Here is a 16,543-nt window from a genome sequence, read left to right as displayed (position 1 = left end):
GATGGAGGTCAGGCCTTCGAGAGACCGGCGGCCTTCATCGCCACGCCCATCTGGGCGTCGCCCTTCTCCATGAAGGCGGCGAATTCGGCGGCGTCGCCCCAGACCGTTCCGAAGCCGCGGTTGCTCATGAATTCTTTGAACTCCTTGGAGTCGTAAACCTTCTTCAGCGACGCGGTGAGCTTGGTCGCAACATCGGCGGGCAGGCCTTTCGGACCGGCAATGCCGCGCCACGCGCCGGTCGAATAGTCGATGCCCATGGCCTCCTTCAGCGTCGGCACATCGGGGAATGCAGGGTTGCGCGCCTTAGCCATGACAGCGAGGCTGCGCGCCTTGCCGGCTTCGATGATCGCACGGGCTTCCGGCACCGAGCAGGTGGTGAGGTCGAGCCCGCCTGCCGCGAGATCCTGCATCGCCGGCGCGGCGCCGTTCGATGGCACCCACGCAACGTGATTGGGGGCAAGTCCCATCGCCTGCATCCAGCCGACCAGCGCCAGATGCCAGATGCCGCCTTGGCCGGTGCCGGAGGCCTTGAACTTGCCCGCAGGCGCCGCCTTGATGGCGTCGGCAAGTTCCTTCACGGTCTTGTAGGGCGAGTTGGAATTGACCTGGATGCCCGGCGGATCCTCGTTCATCAGCGCCAGCGGCGTGTAGCTCTTGGGTGCGAGGTCGGTGAGCCCCTGCCAGTGCATCATCGAGATTTCCACCGTCAGCATGCCAATGGTGTAACCATCAGGGGGCGCGGTCGCGATGGCGGAATGGCCGACGACGCCAGAGCCGCCGGTCCGGTTGACTACGTTGAACGGCTGGCCGAGATCCTTCTCAAGCAGCGCCGCGACGATGCGGGCGGTCGCGTCCGTACCGCCGCCGGCACCCCATGGCACGATCACGGTCACCGGCCGGGAAGGATAGGCCTGCGCCAAGGCCGGCTTGAAGCCAAATCCTGCGACGGCCGCGGCAGCAGCGGATGAAGCCGCAAAGGCGCGGCGCGTGATCTTTTTGGACATTGTTGATCCTCCCTGCGGCATCCGTGAAGCCGGACGCTCTTGTGATGAGACATTCTAGGCGGCTTTGCGTTGGGGTCGCAAGGCGCTGGCGAATGATGGCGGATCGACCCCCGGGCGGGCATCTCGCCACATCCGGAAATCGGGTGGCTGTGATCAGGCTACCCGAAATAGGTATTCATGTGCGGCTCACCAATCGGGCCGCGATCGATGGCAGAGAGAACCATGACGACAGCCTATTACAGCACCGTGCTGAACCATCCCCTGGAAACCGTGTGGGCGCTGATCCGCGATTTCAACAACTACCCCGCCTATATCGACGGCGTCAGCGAAAGCATGATCGAGGACGACAAAGGCGGCGACGCAGTCGGCGCCATCAGGCGCTTCTGCTATCTCGGCAACTGGATCCGGCAACGTCTTGCCGGCCATTCAGACCAGGCGCACTCGCTAACCATGCGGGCATTGAGCCGCTGCCGTTTCCGTCCGAATCGCAGCCGGACGTTCCAGCGCCGACGCGCTACGAAGGAACGATGCATCTGCTTCCGATCGTCGAGGGCAACCGAACCTTCATCGAATGGTCGGTGAAGCTCGACACCGCGCCGCAGGACGAGGCTCGCTGGCAAGCATTGTTCCAGTCCTGGATTCCGGACTGGACACATTCGCTCGAGAGAACGCTGGACCGTAAGGCTGCTTGAAGACGCATCCGTCATTGCGGCCGGTCTTCGTCATCCTTCGGCCGTGCGCCGCCGAAAATCCTGGCGCCTTCCGGCGTCAGATATGGCTTCAATCTTTCCCAGGGCACGAAGGCAATGTACTCGCCTTCGGCATAAGAGCCGACCGCGTAAGGCGAATAATGAAAGGTGAGGCCGGAGCTCTTGCCTTCCTCGGTCGATGGCGCCAGCGAGACCGGCCCGATCTTGAGCAGCTTCGGCTCGATGGATTCGATGGCGCTAGCATCCGTGCCTTCCACGCCGCGCTTCTTCTTCTCGACTTCGAGCGATGCAATGACGCCGTGCCGCATCGCCTTCATCGTCGGGCCGTTGTCGGCGGTTTCGGTGAAGAACGGACGGATGCTGATGCGCTTGCCGGCCGACTTATCCCACAGGATCGTGTCGGACGAGCTGTTGGGGTGAGCGCCGCCCGTATACTCGTAGTCAGCTCTGACGATGCTGACATAGCGGCCGTCGACCACCGAGCGCGTCTCATATGTCCGCTCCATCGTCCACGGGCCGTTGCGGAACAATGCCGGATCGCTCTTGCGCTCCTTCTCGGCATCAGCGCGATTCTTCTCTGCCCATTTCTCGCCCTCGGCCAGGCAGTTCGCCGCGAGCGCCGCATCGGATTTGATTTTCTCGTCGAGGAAGACGCCGGCTTCGAGCGCTTTGGTCTTGATGGAAAAGTCGGGTTTGGGATCCGCGGCAAGGGCGGATAAGGTCGATAAGAAGCCCAATAGCAAGACCGCGCTGTACCTTGCAAGCAGCGTTCCAGAAAGCATCAACGCTTCAATTCTCCGGCAATACGTTGAACGAAGGCATTAAGAGGCTCAAGATCATGTTCGATCATAGCCCACAACAGACCTGCGTCCGTGCGATGATATGCATGGCGTAACCAGTTTCCGAGATCGGCCAAACGCCTCCAACCAATGGTCGGTTCCTGAGCCTTCACGTCAGGTGGAATAGATCTCGATGCTTCACTGATAATTTCAAGCAACCGCTCGACGGCCATACGCATTACCAGATTTTCGGAGAAGCTTTCGCGTGTTTGTCCCGCTACCACTTCACGAATGTTGCCAATCGCAGTTGCGATATGGCTCATTCGGTCGGCAATGGTTGGCTGCACGTCAGAACACTTCTACGACATCGTCCGCGATTCGCTCGGCGAAGCGCGGCGGAATCGATCGGCGCATGGTGGCCTGCGCCGGCAACCCTGTCGCGTCTTCAATGATATGCTCGACACCAATGAGGTTGAGTAGTGAGAAAGATGCGTCGGGTTCGACTTCGACAAGCACGTCGATGTCGCTGTCCGGACCATTATCGCCGCGCACGCGTGAGCCGAATATGGCAAGCTTGGTTACGCCCTCGGCTTTGATTGCTTCGGCGTTTTTCTTAATTGTTGCAATAATCTCTTCGCGCGTCATGGCGTGACCTGGTTCGTGATCCGGCCAGTCTATCAGCTACTCCGCCGCCTCGCTATGGCCGAGCCGGGCGTTGAGCTTGTGGATCAGCTCTTCGGCGGCGTCCGCGACCACGGTGCCCGGCGGGAAGATCGCTTCGGCGCCGGCCTTGTAGAGCGCTTCATAATCCTGCGGCGGCACCACGCCGCCGACGATGATCATGATGTCGTCACGGCCGTGCTTCTTCAGCGCAGCCTTCAATTCCGGCACCGCAGTGAGATGGGCGGCCGCGAGTGACGAGACGCCGAGGATATGCACGTCGTTCTCCACCGCCTGCCGCGCCGCCTCGTCGGCAGTGGCGAACAGCGGCCCGATATCGACGTCGAAGCCGACATCGGCGAAGGCGGACGCGATCACCTTCTGGCCGCGGTCGTGGCCGTCCTGACCGATCTTGGCGACGAGGATGCGGGGGCGGCGGCCCTCAGCATTCTCGAACGCATCGATCAGTTCCTGCACCTTCTCAACCCGGTTGGACATGGCGGACGCCTCCCGCTTGTAGACGCCGGTGATGGATTTGATTTCGGCGCGGTGACGCCCGAACACTTTTTCCATCGCGTCCGAAATTTCGCCGACAGTTGCCTTGGCGCGCGCCGCGTCGATGGCGAGCGCCAGGAGATTGCCGTTGCCTTCGCCGGCACTGCGCGTCAGCGCGGCAAGCGCAGAATCGACTTCCTTCTGGTCGCGTTCGGAGCGCAGCCGCTTGAGCTTGTCGATCTGCAGACGCCGCACCGTGGAGTTCTCCACCTTGAGCACGTCGATCGGCGCTTCGCTGGCCGGCTTGTATTTGTTGACGCCGATCACTGCTTGCCGTCCAGCATCGATCCGGGCCTGTGTCTTGGCGGAGGCTTCCTCGATACGCAGCTTCGGCACACCGGCTTCGATTGCCTTCGCCATGCCGCCGAGCGCCTCGACCTCCTGGATATGTCCCCATGCCTTCACCGCGAGATCGCGCGTCAGCCGTTCGACGTAATAGGAGCCGCCCCAGGGATCGATGATGCGGTTGGTGCCGCTTTCCTGCTGCAGGAACAATTGCGTGTTGCGCGCGATGCGGGCCGAGAAATCCGTCGGCAGCGCCAGCGCTTCGTCGAGCGCATTGGTGTGCAGCGATTGCGTGTGGCCTTGGGTCGCCGCCATTGCCTCGATGGTGGTGCGCATCACATTGTTGAAGACGTCCTGCGCGGTCAGCGACCAGCCGGAAGTCTGGCAATGCGTGCGCAGCGACAGCGAGCGCGGGTCCTTCGGGTTGAACTGCTTTAGCAGCTTGGCCCACAGCAGCCGCGCCGCGCGCATCTTGGCGACTTCCATGAAGAAGTTCATGCCGATCGCCCAGAAGAACGACAGCCGCGGCGCGAAGCGGTCGACGTCGAGACCGGCGGCGAGGCCGGCGCGCAGATATTCGACGCCGTCGGCGAGTGTATAGGCCAGCTCGAGGTCCTGCGTCGCGCCGGCCTCCTGCATGTGATAGCCGGAGATCGAGATCGAATTGAACTTCGGCATCCGCTGCGAGGTGAAGGCGAAGATGTCGGAGATAATCCGCATCGAGGGTGCCGGCGGATAGATGTAGGTGTTGCGCACCATGAACTCTTTCAGAATGTCGTTCTGAATGGTGCCCGAGAGCTTTTCCGGCTGCACGCCCTGTTCCTCGGCGGCCACCACAAACAGCGCGAGGATCGGCAGCACCGCGCCGTTCATGGTCATCGACACGCTCATCTGGTCGAGCGGAATGCCCGCAAACAGCGTGCGCATGTCGTAAATGGAATCGATGGCAACACCGGCCATGCCGACGTCGCCGGACACGCGCGGATGGTCGGAATCGTAGCCGCGGTGGGTGGCGAGATCGAACGCGACCGACAAGCCCTTTTGCCCGGAGGCGAGATTGCGGCGATAGAAGGCGTTGGAATCTTCCGCCGTGGAGAAGCCAGCATATTGCCTGATGGTCCAGGGCTGGTTGACATACATGGTCGGGTAGGGACCGCGCAGATAGGGCGCGATGCCCGGCCAGGTCTCGAGGAAGTCGATGCCTTCGAGATCAGCCTCGCTGTAGGCGGGCTTGACCGGAATGCCCTCGGGCGTCAGCCACGGCTCGGCGCTGCCGGCGGGAGCAGCGGGTACGACGGTTTCAAATGCGATGTTCGCAAAGTTCGGTATGCGGCTCATGGTACCCATCATAACACATATGACTGTCGCGGGACTTCGCCCCTAATCATGATCCGGATGCTGGTGGCTGACGATGGTCGCCATCTTCTCCGGTCCGTAATTCTGCATCGTGGTCTGGCTCGGCAGGTTGGCGATGCCGACCACCCAACCGAGCCGGGATTCGGTTCCATATTGCCGCGTTGGCACCACGAGATCGGGGCGGTCGAATGTACCAGTCATGATCTCGATCCGGGGGCCGCCGATCAGCCGGTAGGTCAGGGGCGTGCCGCAGGCCGGGCAGAAATCGCGCTCCGCGATGGAGGAAGATTGGAACGTCGCCGGCTTGCCGCGGGTCCAGGTGAAATGCTCGTGCTCGATATCGGCGAGAGAGGCGAAGGGCGCCCCCGACGCCTTCTGGCACATCCGGCAATGGCAGATGCTGACCTTGGGAGGCACCTTCGACACCGCAAAGCGGATAGCGCCGCACTGGCAGCCGCCGGTCAGGACCGTCTTGTGGTTGTTTTCCGTCATGCTTGCTCCATCCGCCGCCAGGCTTCCTGCAGCATCGCCAGCGCGTCACCGCCGGCAAAGATGAAATCACTGATGCCGGCCGAGCGCAGCGCGGCCTCCTGCTCGCCAGGTCGCCCTGCCAGATAGATATGCTTGGCACCGGCAGCTTGAAGGGCCTTTGCGGCCGCTGCCGCGTGTTCCGCATAGACCTTGTCGGACGAGCACAGGCAGGCGATCGCGGCGCCTGACGTCTTAAATGCGGCTGCAACTGCCTCGGGATCAGCAAAACCTGGCGTGTCGAGTGCTTCGATGCCGCCGGTCTCGAAGAAGCTCTTTGCGAACGTGGCGCGGGCGGTGAAGTTGGCGGGCGTGCCGAGATTGGCGAGGAATATCTTTGGCCGCGCACCTGATGTCTTGAGTTTCTCATCCGACTTGTCGCGCAGTGCCTCGAATGGCGCGGCGAGCCGGATCGGCGGCAGCGCATCGAACTTGAATTTCGCCTCGCCATAGGGCGGCAGCACGATCGGCGTGGCATCGAGCACCGCGATATCGTCCTCATGCAGGTTCGGAAATTCACTCGCGCCAGTCAGCACGTCCCGGCGTTTGGCGATATTGGCCTCGCGCGCAGCTCGCGTCGCCGCAACCTTTTTCTGGATCAGATTCTGTTCGAGTGCCGCAAAGATGCCGCCGGCCTGCTCGATCTCCTGGAACAGCGACCATGCGGCTTCGCAAAGCTGCCCGGTCAATGTTTCGATGCCGCCGCAGCCAGCCGCAGGGTCAGAGACCTTGGCGAGGTTGGATTCTTCCAGCAGCACCAGTTGCGTGTTGCGCGCGATGCGACGCGCGAACGGATCGGGCAGGCCGAGCGCCAGGGTGTGCGGCAACACGGTAATGGCGTTGGCGCCGCCGAGACCGGCGGAGAAGGTCGCCATCGTCGCGCGCAGCATGTTCACGTAGGCGTCGCGCTGCGTCAGCATGCGCCAGGCGGTATCGGCCGCGACAAACAGCGGCTTTGGCGTCAACCCACAGGCCTGTTCGATCCGGGCCCACAACAGCCGCAGCGCCCGGAATTTCGTCAGCGTCAGGAACTGGTCCGCATCCGCGCGGAGCCGCGCATAGACCATGCCCTGTGCGTCTTCGAGCGCAATCCCGGCCTGCTCGATCGCGCGCAGATAGGCGACGCCGCACGCCAGCACGAACGCCAGCTCCTGGACCTCCGATCCGCCGGCATCATGGATCACCTGCCCATCGGCCGCGGCGAGCTTGCCCTTGAAGCCCATCGCGGCGAGATCCTTGATCGCACCAGTGATGGCAGCGACGATTTCGTCCCAGCTATAGGGACTATACCCCCACACCGCACTGGACCCGAGCGGGTCGAGGCCGAAACGAACATCGCAGGCTGCGGGATCGATGCCTTTGCGCGTGATGTACTCGGCGAGGTGAATGGCGGCCATTCGCGACTGCGGGCCGATCTGCAACTCGATGCCGATGCCGGCATCGAGATAGATGCCGTCGAGAACCTGCGCGACGGCCTCCGGCGACGGATCGAGCCCGAAACCGTGCGCCCCATTGGCTCCCGCGAACACCAGCGTCAGGCCGGTCGCGCCATTCTCCAGATCGTGCAGCGCCTGCGCGTTCGCCGCCTTCGCATCGGGATGATCGATCCGCTGCATGATTTGCCAGGGCGCAGCGGCGGCCCGGCCCGCAACCGGCGCGGCGCCCTTGGCGCGGCGGTAGATCGGATCAATTTTCAGCCCGTCGGACGTCTTGCTGACCAGCTTCTCGAACGGCGCGCCCTTCAGCACCCCGTCAACCAGCTTGCGCCAGTCTTCAAAGGTCGCCTGCGGAAACTCCGCTGCCAATGTCAGATCGTCAGTCTTGGTCATCCGGCCCATTATTCCCTGGTCGTCTTTTGATTTGGCCGGAAATTGCCACGGGGCGGGCGCCAAGCCAAACGGTTGTTTTGGGTTCTTTCGAGGTCAATCGAGGTCGGGCAGCCGCTGGATACCCTCGGTTGAAAGCTGCGCCAGCCCGTCCCTGACGCGCCGTCCCGCAATGATACGATCGGGCGCGATCTCGGCTAGCGGCACCAGCACGAAGGCGCGCTCGAAAAGCCGAGGGTGCGGCAGCGTCAGTTCCGGCTTGTCGAGCCGGACGTCGTCATAGGCGATCAGATCGAGGTCGAGGGTGCGTGGCCCCCAGCGCGTCTCGTGCGCGCGGTCGCGGCCGAACTTCTTCTCGATTTTGTGCAGCGTGAACAACAGCGCATGCGGATCGAGGCTGGTCTCGATCTCGATACAGGCGTTGGTGAACGGCGCCTGGTTTTCCTCGCCCCAGGGGGGAGTAGTGTAGTCTGAGGAACGCGCGAGCAGGGCAGCCTGGGTCATGCCGCAGATATTGCCGATGGCTTTGCGGAATGTCGCGCGGACGTCGCCGACATTGCCGCCAAGCGCGATCAGCACGTCAGCCATCTCAGGGCGATGGCCGCTTGCGCGTCAGCACTACGCCGACGTCTTCGAAGATCGCGGCAATCGGCGCATGCGGCTTGTGGACGGTGACCTTGACTGCATCGATGCGCGGAAACGCTGCGAAGATCGCATCCGAAACGGCGCCCGCCGCCCGTTCCAGAAGCTTGTAATTCGTGTTCTTGAACGCCGCGGTCGCCGTCGCGACCACGCTGGCGTAGGACACGGTGTCGGACAGCCGGTCCGTGTGCGCAGATTCCGACAGGTCGATGGAAAGTTCGAGATCGATAATGAAACGCTGGCCGACCTCGTTCTCGTGGTCCATCACGCCGTGCCGGGCGTGAATGACGATGCCGGTGATGAAGATCGTATCGCTCATCCCTGTTCCCTGATTGCGGCCGCCACGCGCAGCGCCTGTACGGTTTCGGCGACGTCGTGCGCCCGGATGATCTGCGCGCCGTTCTGGGCCGCCAGCAGATGGGCTGCAATCGAGCCGCCGAGGCGCTGATGCGGCTCCGACGGCGTCACCGTACTGATGAAACGCTTGCGCGAGGCGCCGACCAATAATGGCAGTCCGAACGACTGCAATTCGCCGAGCCGTGCCAGCGTGGTCATGCTCTGTTCGGGCGTCTTGCCGAAGCCGATGCCGGGATCGAGCACGATCCTATCAGATGAAATTCCGGCCTTCGCGGCAATCTCGAGCGATCGGGCAAAGAAAGCCGCGATATCTTGCATGATATCTACCGTGGCATCGGCCCGCTCGCGGTTATGCATGATAATAACGGGCACGCCGCGTTCGGCGACCAGTCCGGCCATGCCGGAATCGCGCTGCAGTCCCCAAACATCATTGGCGATAGCCGCGCCCTGACTGAGCGCCCAGGCAACGACGGCGGATTTCATGCTGTCGATCGACACGGGAATGCCGAGCGCCACGACGTCAGCCAACACCGGCTGCAGGCGCCTCAATTCCTCCTCCGCGGAGACTGGTTCCGATCCATAGGGCCGGGTGGATTCCGCTCCGATGTCGATGATGTCGGCACCCTCGGCGATCATTCGCCGGGCCTGGGCCAGCGCCTGCTCGGGAACGGCGAACTGCCCACCATCCGAGAATGAATCGGGCGTCACGTTCAATACGCCCATCACCGCCGCATAGGGCCTGGACAATAGCGCAGGCAGCGGCGAACGACCGGCCGGACCGGCCACGGCGGTAGGTGTGGGCTTGGCTGCGATCATGCGGTCGCTTTGCGCGGTCCGCGGCAGGGAGTCAAGGCGGGAGCGGCGAGCCTGACCGGCTTTGGCGGTCGATCTTCAATAGCTCATCTTAATAGCTGATCTTGGGCGGCAGCTTGCGGGCCTGCTCGATCAGTTGCTCCACGGATCTTTCGGAGGGCAGGACCCGGACGAGTTTACGTTTTAAGTTTACGTCCTTCATATTCTGCGCGAGCCGCGCCGGGTTGCGGTGGGCGAGCTCGCGCACCGTGGTGACACCGGCCGCACGCACCAGGCCGATCTTGGCCTTGCCCATCCCGGGAATGCGCATGTAGTCGGAAAAATTCGCCCATTCCAGCAGCTGCTGCTCACTAATGCCGGTCTTCGCCGAAAGCGCCTTGCGCCCTTTCACCGTGCGGGCGGCTTCTAATAGCGCATCTGTGGTGCGAATGCCCAACGATTTCAGTTTCGCGGCAGAGTAGGCGCTTAGGCCGTCGATCTCGGAAAGGGGATAAGTCATGATACCAGATGAAAAAATGTGCCCCGGGGCCGAATGTGCTCACCAGTGAGCGCGCTATGCGAACTGGCTGAGGCCCGGTGTCCCTGAAATGATCTCGCCCATTTGATCCGCTCCGATTTTGTCGCGACCAAACCTGAAAAGTTCACGCGCCACGCTCTGAATCTCGCTCATGCCCAGGCCAAGCGCCATCAACCTGGTACCGACTGCCATCAAGCCTCCGCCCATCAATCTCGCGAGGCCGCCGCTGCTGCTACTGGAGGCGATTGCAGCTTCGGCACCCGGAATCTGATCGATCAGGGCCTGAACTTTCTCGGAGGGCCCCTCGTTACGCAGAAAGGCCAGAACGATTCCGATGGTTTTTTCAGCGACAGCAGTATCGATGCCAGCCTTGGAGGCCAGCCGCCCAATCAGTTCGTCCATATTTGCCCCGTCCCCAACCGGCATTTGCCGGGTCGCTTGCTTGGAGATTGATCTTGAGCGTCTGCGATCTGAAATACAAGCGACCAACACCGTCTTGGTTCTACATCGCGTTGCGAGTGTTGCAGCAATGCAAGAGTGAAGGCCGGATTCACGCTGACTTATTGCGCTGCGCTCTCGATTTTTCTCCCGAAGGCTGGAAAAAAGTATGAGAAGCACAAATGCCGGGGCGCACGAAGGCTCACGTAATCGTCGCTGACGGTTTCAATCGGCGGGCAGGATGCGATATGATCGCCAACTACATCCCCCGATGCACGCGAAGAGACGATGCGATGGCGACCTCCGATAACAAGACAGCCGATACCGACGAGAAGATTTTCATCGGAAAGGGCAATGAGACAGCCTGGCTGGCGCTTGCGCTCGCCAACCGGCATGGCCTTGTCACCGGCGCGACCGGCACCGGCAAGACCGTGTCGCTGCAAGTGATGGCGGAGGGCTTTGCCCGCGCCGGAGTTCCCGTATTTGCGGCCGATATCAAGGGCGACCTGTCCGGAATTGCCGAAGTCGGCGAAGCCAAGGACTTCATCCTCAAGCGCGCCGGAGAAATGGGCCTCAATTTCCAGCCTGACCAGTTCTCGACGGTGTTCTGGGATGTGTTCGGCGAGCAGGGCCATCCGGTTCGCGCGACGGTCACGGAAATGGGGCCGCTGTTGCTGTCACGGATGCTCGATCTGAACGATGTGCAGGAAGGCGTACTCAATGTCGCATTCCGTGTGGCGGATGAAAACGGGCTGACGCTGATCGACATGAAGGATCTGCGATCGCTGTTGGATGCGATTGCGCCGGCCGGCGGCAAAAAGGGGCTGGATGCCGAGCTTGATCCGTATGTCGAGATCCGAAAGGCGGCGCAGAGCTATGGCAACGTCAGCAAGGCGACCATTGGGACTATTCAGCGCCAGCTTCTGGTGCTGGAAAACCAGGGCGGAACGAAATTCTTCGGCGAGCCGGCGCTGCTACTGAAAGATTTTATGAAGACCGACAGCGACGGTCGAGGCTTTGTGAATATTTTGGTCGCTGACAAGCTGATGCAGAATCCGAGGCTCTACGCGACGTTCCTGCTGTGGATGCTGTCGGAACTGTTCGAGGAGCTGCCGGAAGCCGGCGACCTACCGAAGCCGAAACTCGTCTTCTTCTTCGACGAGGCGCATCTGTTGTTCAACGACGCGCCCAAAGCACTGCTGGACAAGATCGAGCAGGTGGTTCGGCTGATCCGCTCCAAGGGCGTCGGCGTCTATTTCGTCACGCAAAACCCGATCGACGTGCCGGACAAGGTGCTGGCGCAGTTGGGCAACCGCGTGCAGCACGCGCTGCGCGCCTTCACGCCGCGCGACCAGAAGGCCGTCAATGCGGCGGCACAGACCTTTCGGCCCAACCCCAAGCTCGATACTGCGCGCGTCATCATGGAGCTCGGCAAGGGCGAAGCGCTGGTGTCGTTCCTCGAAGGCGGCGGCACGCCGACCATGGTCGAGCGTGTCATGATCCGGCCGCCGACGGCGCGGATCGGGCCGATCACGCCGGAAGAGCGCAAGACGATCATGAGCAAGAGCCCGGTCAAGGGCAAATATGACACCGCGGTTGACGCCGAATCCGCTTATGAGATGCTGCTGGGGCGCGTCGCCCAAACGGCGGCGCCTGCAGAAGGATCAGGTGCCGGCGGGGGAATCCTTGGCCAGATCGGTTCGATCGTCGGCACGATCTTCGGCACCAACACCAGGCGTGGCAGGCTGACGACCGGGCAGGTCATTGCGCGAGACGTTACCCGTTCCGTCACCAACAAGGTGGTCGGCGGTATCGTTGCCGATCTCGGCAAATCGGTCGGCGGATCGCTCGGCAGTTCGGTCGGGCGCGCGCTGGTGCGTGGCGCGCTCGGTGGATTGCTGCGGCGATAGAACCACGATCTCACTTTAGCAATCCGGAACGAGCGCGTGCTGAGATATCCATCGCTGCGAAGGCCGCTCGATATCCTGTTTCTGGTCTGCTGCATCGCCTTGACGGCGGATGTCCTCGTCCCGGAAATCTGGGGCAACGGCAAGACCAAGGACTATCCGCTGTGGCACTGGGCGGGGCAGCAGGTGCTGCAGGGCAAGAATCTCTACCCCGACAATCCCGCCGCCACTTTTGAATTCATCTATCCGCCGCTGTCGGCGGTGCTGCTGGCGATCCCGAGCTGGTTCGGCAAGATCCCGCTCTATCTCTGCCTGTCGTTCCTCAACATCATCGCGTGGTGGATGACGGCGCAGTTCTCGCATGCGATGGCGGGATCGGGCCACAAGCCCGGGCCTTGGCTGGAAGCGCTGCCGGGTATTGTCACCGTCACCTTCGTGTTCGACATGTTCGATCTCGGCCAGCCGAATCTCGTGCTGCTGGCCTTGATGCTCTACGGTTTCTGGCTGTTGCGTGACCAGCGCGGCTGGATGGCCGGCAGCATGTTTGCGCTCGCCACCGCGATCAAGGTGTTTCCAGTCGCGGTGTTGCCCTATCTCGTGTGGCGCAGGCAGTGGGCGGCCGCCGTCAGCATGCTGGTATTCGTCGGCGTGTTCCTGTTCGTGCTGCCCGGGCCGTTTCGCGGCTTCCAGCACAATGCCACGGAGCTGAAGACCTGGTACCAGGGCATGGTGGAGTCGAGCTCGGAGAAAGGGTTCGGACAGCGCGACGAGCAGAACTGGTCGTGGGTCAATCAGTCGATCATCGCGGTGACGCATCGCCTGACGCGGCCGGTGAACTACAATCAGGACAATCCGTCAAAACCCGTGCGGACGATGAATATCGTCAATGTGGACTTCAAGACCGCGAACCTGATTGTATTGGCGATATCACTGGCGATTGGGCTCGGATACGTCGCCGTCATGCCGCCGGCATCGCGCCGGACCGAGCGGTCGGATGCCGAGGAACTCGGCATTCTGTTCTGCCTGATGACGATCGCTTCGCCGCTGGCCCGCCAATACTATTTCCTGTGGCTGTTCTTTCCGATCACGGTGCTGATCCATCGCGCCGCCTATGATCCGCGTCCGGCGGTCAGGACCGGCACGTGGGTGTTGCTTGCGGTATCGGGCGGGTTGCTTTGCCTGTCACTTCCGCTGTTTCCGCTCGACCTGCAGGCTTATGGCAACAATCTTGCAGCCACCGTCCTGCTCACGGCGGGGCTGGTCTGGCACATGCGCCGTCCGCCCGCGGATGCTGCCTTGCCTCAGGCTGCGGGCAAGCTACAACTTGATGCCAATAACAAGGCTCACAGCCAGGGATAACCAGCCATGTCCAACGCGAAGGTTCAGCCGGTCCTCGATCATATCGACGCCGATTTCGACAACAGCCTCGAGCGGCTGTTTGCGCTGCTCAGGATCAAGTCGATCTCGGCCGATCCGGCCTTCGCCGGCGATTGCAAGGCGGCCGCCGACCATCTGGCGAAGGATGTTGCGACGCTCGGCTTCAAGGCCGAGGTGAGGCCGACGGCGGGACATCCCGCGATCGTCGCAAAGGCGAATGGCAGCACCGACGGCCGTCCGCACGTACTGTTCTATGGGCACTATGATGTGCAGCCGGTCGATCCGCTCAATCTCTGGCACCGGCCGCCGTTCGAGCCCGTCGTCACCGATCATGCCGATGGTCGAAAGATCATCGTTGCGCGCGGGGCCGAGGACGACAAGGGTCAGTTGATGACCTTCGTGGAGGCCTGCCGCGCCTGGAAGAAGGTCACGGGATCGCTGCCGGTCGATGTCACGATCCTGATCGAGGGCGAAGAAGAAGTCGGCTCGAGGAATTTCGTGCCGTTTATCGAGGCGATCAAGGATGAGTTGAAGGCCGATTTCGCGCTGGTCTGCGACACCGGCATGTGGGACCCGGATACGCCCGCCATCACCACCTCGCTCCGCGGCTTGATGTATGACGAGGTCACCATCAAGGCCGCCAACCGCGATCTTCATTCCGGTGTGTTCGGCGGCGCCGCGCGCAACCCGATCCGCGTGCTGACCAACATCCTTGGCGGCCTGTTCGATGACGACGGCCGCATCACCATTCCCGGCTTTTACGACGGCGTGAAGGATCTGCCGCCGGATATTCTGGCGCAGTGGAAGAATCTGAACCTCACGCCGGAATCCTTCCTAAGGCCAATCGGCCTCTCGATCCCCGCCGGCGAAAAGGATCGTCTGCTGATCGAGCAGGTATCCTCGCGTCCGACCTGCGACATCAACGGCATCATCGGCGGCTATACCGGCGAGGGCTCGAAAACCGTGATCCCGGCGGAAGCCTCCGCAAAGGTCTCCTTCCGTCTGGTCGAAGGCCAGGAACCGCAGAGGATCAAGCAGGCGTTCCGCGACTACGTCACCGCGCGGCTTCCAGGCGATTGCAAGGCCGTTTTCACCGAGCACTCCAGTGGGGCGGCGGTCGCGCTCGACTGGAACATGAAGCCGCTGGCAGCAGCCAAGCGCGCGCTGACCGAGGAATGGGGCAAGGAGGCGCTGCTGATCGGCTCTGGCGCCTCGATCCCGATCGTCGCAGATTTCAAGCGCACGCTAGGTCTCGATAGCCTGCTCATCGGTTTCGGTCTCGACGACGACAACATCCATTCGCCGAACGAGAAGTACGATCTCAAGAGCTTCCACAAAGGCATCCGCTCATGGGCACGGATTTTGGGAGCGCTGGCGGAAGGGAAGTAGGTTCGTAGTGCCGTAGATGGGGTAACGGGCCCCGAGGCCTCCCAAGCCAGCCGCGCTAGCTACGGCGCAATGTGGTAGCGCGCGTCGCGCGGCTGGCTTGGGAGGCGGTCGTCCCTCACACTGATGGTGTAAACGGAGTCGAGGACGGACCTCGCTCCAAGCCGGCAAGATTTTGCGCGAGGCCAAGGTGGCGAGCGAGCCGGAGGCGCTGATCGCCTGGTTCCGCGGTCTGGGTTTTGGCCTCGAGCGGATCGGGCTGGAGGCTGGGCCGCTGTCGCAATGGCTGTTTGCGGCAATGAAGGCTGCCGGTCTTGCCGTTGAGCTACTGGAGACGCGACACGTCCACAAAGCCTTTGAGGCGATGCCGGTGAAGTCGGACCGCAACGATGCGCGCGGCATCGCCCAGTTGATGCGGCTCGGTTGGTTCCGCCCGGTGCATTGCAAGTCGACGGGAGCGCAGGAGACGCGTACGGTGTTGACCGCCCGCAAGCTGGTGCAGTCGAAGCTGCGCGATGTGGAGAACAGCCTGCGCGGGATCTTGCGCGGGTTTGGTCTCAAGGTCGGGTCAACGACAGAACGAACTTTTTGCGGACGGATCCGTGAGCTGGTGGCAGGCCACCCGAACCTGGAGATGGTCGCTGAGGCATTGCTGGCGGTGCACGCCGTGCTGCTGCGCGAGTTCAACGGTTTTGAGAAGCAGGTTCGTCGGATGGCGCGCTCCGATGCCAAAGCCAAGTTGCTGATGTCGACCCCGTGCGTCGGCCCGGTTGTGTCACTCACCTATGCTTCGGCAATTGACGATCCAGCCCGGTTCAAATCGTCCAAACAAGTCGGGGCGCATTTCGGCATAACCCCGAAGAAGTATCAGTCCGGCGAGACCGACTATACGGGTCGGATCAGCAAGATCGGCGACGCCTCGGTGCGCACGGCGCTCTACGAGGCCGCACACATCATGCTGACCAAGCCGGTCAAAGGCTACTCCGAGCTAAAGAGCTGGGCGATGCGGATCGCCAGGCGAGCCGGCATGAGCAAGGCGAAGGTCGCGCTGGCGCGCAGACTGGCTGTGATCATGCATCGGATGCTGGTCGATGGAACGCCGTTCAATCCAGCCCACAAGCAAATCGCTGCTGCAGCTTAACAAGGAGACGACAAGTCTTCGAGCGGGTCACGACACCAGCCCTCGAAGCGGAGTCCCTTCGCCGGGACGATGGATCAGGTCAGACCGTTACCCATCCAGTGGCGCTTGCGACCACGCGAAACGTAGATTGGTCGGCCTATCCTCTTCAGACCCCATCAGGTGGCGGCCCTGCGCCGACCCCGTACAGAAGCAAGACCCCGGCGAACGGTACGACGCCAAAAAGGGATTGACCTTCGAAGGCCCGTTACAGAAGGATGGGTAG

At 62.3% G+C, this 16,543-nt stretch carries 17 protein-coding genes and 1 pseudogene; 6 read left to right on the top strand and 12 right to left on the bottom strand.

The genetic code is table 11. The features are described from left to right. Nucleotides 1-8: 8 nt before the first annotated feature. Nucleotides 9-1,004: a tripartite tricarboxylate transporter substrate binding protein gene (locus J6524_RS22870; RefSeq protein ID WP_225674672.1), complete on the bottom strand. Its 996-nt coding sequence runs from the start codon at nt 1,002-1,004 to the stop codon at nt 9-11. Nucleotides 1,005-1,226: 222 nt separating this feature from the next. On the opposite strand from J6524_RS22870, the gene J6524_RS22865 reads away from it, so the two are divergent. After that, nucleotides 1,227-1,586, top strand: a complete 360-nt coding sequence (locus J6524_RS22865) for an SRPBCC family protein (protein WP_225674671.1) — start codon at nt 1,227-1,229, stop codon at nt 1,584-1,586. Nucleotides 1,587-1,707: 121 nt separating this feature from the next. Here the strand turns inward: J6524_RS22865 and J6524_RS22860 are convergent, their stop codons facing one another. The 11 genes from J6524_RS22860 to J6524_RS22810 form a co-directional block, all read right to left on the bottom strand. Then, nucleotides 1,708-2,496: a PdaC/RsiV family protein gene (locus tag J6524_RS22860; RefSeq protein WP_225674669.1), complete on the bottom strand. Its 789-nt coding sequence runs from the start codon at nt 2,494-2,496 to the stop codon at nt 1,708-1,710. After that, entirely contained in the window at nt 2,496-2,840 is a 345-nt protein-coding gene (locus tag J6524_RS22855; RefSeq protein WP_225674667.1) for a HepT-like ribonuclease domain-containing protein, read from the bottom strand. Before J6524_RS22855 ends, J6524_RS22860 begins: the two co-directional genes overlap by 1 nt. Before the next feature lies 1 nt (nt 2,841). Next, nucleotides 2,842-3,138 (bottom strand): nucleotidyltransferase family protein, encoded by a 297-nt coding sequence (locus tag J6524_RS22850; RefSeq protein ID WP_225674665.1) that lies wholly within the window; start codon nt 3,136-3,138, stop codon nt 2,842-2,844. 36 nt (nt 3,139-3,174) lie between these two features. Further along, on the bottom strand, nt 3,175-5,331 hold the full coding sequence (gene scpA / locus J6524_RS22845) for a methylmalonyl-CoA mutase (protein ID WP_225674664.1): 2,157 nt from the start codon (nt 5,329-5,331) through the stop codon (nt 3,175-3,177). Between the two features lie 42 nt (nt 5,332-5,373). Then, entirely contained in the window at nt 5,374-5,841 is a 468-nt protein-coding gene (locus J6524_RS22840; RefSeq protein WP_225674662.1) for a GFA family protein, read from the bottom strand. Continuing rightward, complete coding sequence (locus tag J6524_RS22835; protein ID WP_225674660.1) at nt 5,838-7,706, bottom strand: methylmalonyl-CoA mutase family protein; 1,869 nt, start codon at nt 7,704-7,706, stop codon at nt 5,838-5,840. The genes J6524_RS22840 and J6524_RS22835 overlap by 4 nt, the downstream gene beginning before the upstream one ends. 93 nt (nt 7,707-7,799) lie before the next feature. Further along, nucleotides 7,800-8,291, bottom strand: a complete 492-nt coding sequence (gene folK / locus J6524_RS22830) for a 2-amino-4-hydroxy-6-hydroxymethyldihydropteridine diphosphokinase (protein ID WP_225674658.1) — start codon at nt 8,289-8,291, stop codon at nt 7,800-7,802. A 1-nt stretch (nt 8,292) separates the two neighbouring features. Beyond that, complete coding sequence (folB, locus tag J6524_RS22825; protein ID WP_225674656.1) at nt 8,293-8,664, bottom strand: dihydroneopterin aldolase; 372 nt, start codon at nt 8,662-8,664, stop codon at nt 8,293-8,295. Next, nucleotides 8,661-9,518 carry a dihydropteroate synthase gene (gene folP / locus J6524_RS22820; protein ID WP_249789587.1) on the bottom strand — a complete coding sequence of 286 codons (858 nt, stop codon included), beginning with the start codon at nt 9,516-9,518 and terminating at the stop codon, nt 8,661-8,663. Before folP ends, folB begins: the two co-directional genes overlap by 4 nt. Before the next feature lie 88 nt (nt 9,519-9,606). Continuing rightward, nucleotides 9,607-10,014: a DUF4332 domain-containing protein gene (locus J6524_RS22815; RefSeq protein WP_225674654.1), complete on the bottom strand. Its 408-nt coding sequence runs from the start codon at nt 10,012-10,014 to the stop codon at nt 9,607-9,609. 54 nt (nt 10,015-10,068) lie between these two features. Then, entirely contained in the window at nt 10,069-10,434 is a 366-nt protein-coding gene (locus J6524_RS22810; protein ID WP_225674652.1) for a DUF2267 domain-containing protein, read from the bottom strand. 53 nt (nt 10,435-10,487) lie between these two features. Between J6524_RS22810 and J6524_RS22805 the strand changes: the two genes are divergently transcribed. From J6524_RS22805 to J6524_RS22785, 5 genes and pseudogenes are all read left to right on the top strand, one after another. Beyond that, complete coding sequence (locus tag J6524_RS22805; protein ID WP_225674650.1) at nt 10,488-10,643, top strand: hypothetical protein; 156 nt, start codon at nt 10,488-10,490, stop codon at nt 10,641-10,643. Between the two features lie 120 nt (nt 10,644-10,763). Beyond that, nucleotides 10,764-12,380 (top strand): helicase HerA-like domain-containing protein, encoded by a 1,617-nt coding sequence (locus J6524_RS22800; protein ID WP_225674648.1) that lies wholly within the window; start codon nt 10,764-10,766, stop codon nt 12,378-12,380. A gap of 36 nt (nt 12,381-12,416) precedes the next feature. Further along, complete coding sequence (locus J6524_RS22795) at nt 12,417-13,736, top strand: glycosyltransferase family 87 protein (RefSeq protein WP_225674646.1); 1,320 nt, start codon at nt 12,417-12,419, stop codon at nt 13,734-13,736. A gap of 6 nt (nt 13,737-13,742) precedes the next feature. Further along, on the top strand, nt 13,743-15,143 hold the full coding sequence (locus tag J6524_RS22790; protein WP_225674644.1) for a M20/M25/M40 family metallo-hydrolase: 1,401 nt from the start codon (nt 13,743-13,745) through the stop codon (nt 15,141-15,143). 157 nt (nt 15,144-15,300) lie between these two features. Beyond that, nucleotides 15,301-16,281 (top strand): annotated as a pseudogene (locus J6524_RS22785) (IS110 family RNA-guided transposase); the annotation flags it as partial. Between the last annotated feature and the right edge of the window lie 262 nt (nt 16,282-16,543).

This window comes from Bradyrhizobium hereditatis (assembly GCF_020329435.1).
Lineage (GTDB): Bacteria > Pseudomonadota > Alphaproteobacteria > Rhizobiales > Xanthobacteraceae > Bradyrhizobium > Bradyrhizobium hereditatis.
Note: the sequence above shows the minus strand (reverse complement) of the source record. Positions and strands in the feature narration are given on the sequence as shown.

Coding starts and splice junctions, on each gene's coding strand:
- J6524_RS22870 (WP_225674672.1), bottom strand. CDS start 1,004: ATGTCCAAAAAGATCACGCGCCGCGCCTTTGCGGCTTCATCCGCTGCT.
- J6524_RS22865 (WP_225674671.1), top strand. CDS start 1,227: ATGACGACAGCCTATTACAGCACCGTGCTGAACCATCCCCTGGAAACC.
- J6524_RS22860 (WP_225674669.1), bottom strand. CDS start 2,496: ATGCTTTCTGGAACGCTGCTTGCAAGGTACAGCGCGGTCTTGCTATTG.
- J6524_RS22850 (WP_225674665.1), bottom strand. CDS start 3,138: ATGACGCGCGAAGAGATTATTGCAACAATTAAGAAAAACGCCGAAGCA.
- scpA (WP_225674664.1), bottom strand. CDS start 5,331: ATGAGCCGCATACCGAACTTTGCGAACATCGCATTTGAAACCGTCGTA.
- J6524_RS22840 (WP_225674662.1), bottom strand. CDS start 5,841: ATGACGGAAAACAACCACAAGACGGTCCTGACCGGCGGCTGCCAGTGC.
- J6524_RS22835 (WP_225674660.1), bottom strand. CDS start 7,706: ATGACCAAGACTGACGATCTGACATTGGCAGCGGAGTTTCCGCAGGCG.
- folK (WP_225674658.1), bottom strand. CDS start 8,291: ATGGCTGACGTGCTGATCGCGCTTGGCGGCAATGTCGGCGACGTCCGC.
- folB (WP_225674656.1), bottom strand. CDS start 8,664: ATGAGCGATACGATCTTCATCACCGGCATCGTCATTCACGCCCGGCAC.
- folP (WP_249789587.1), bottom strand. CDS start 9,518: ATGATCGCAGCCAAGCCCACACCTACCGCCGTGGCCGGTCCGGCCGGT.
- J6524_RS22815 (WP_225674654.1), bottom strand. CDS start 10,014: ATGACTTATCCCCTTTCCGAGATCGACGGCCTAAGCGCCTACTCTGCC.
- J6524_RS22810 (WP_225674652.1), bottom strand. CDS start 10,434: ATGGACGAACTGATTGGGCGGCTGGCCTCCAAGGCTGGCATCGATACT.
- J6524_RS22800 (WP_225674648.1), top strand. CDS start 10,764: ATGGCGACCTCCGATAACAAGACAGCCGATACCGACGAGAAGATTTTC.
- J6524_RS22790 (WP_225674644.1), top strand. CDS start 13,743: ATGTCCAACGCGAAGGTTCAGCCGGTCCTCGATCATATCGACGCCGAT.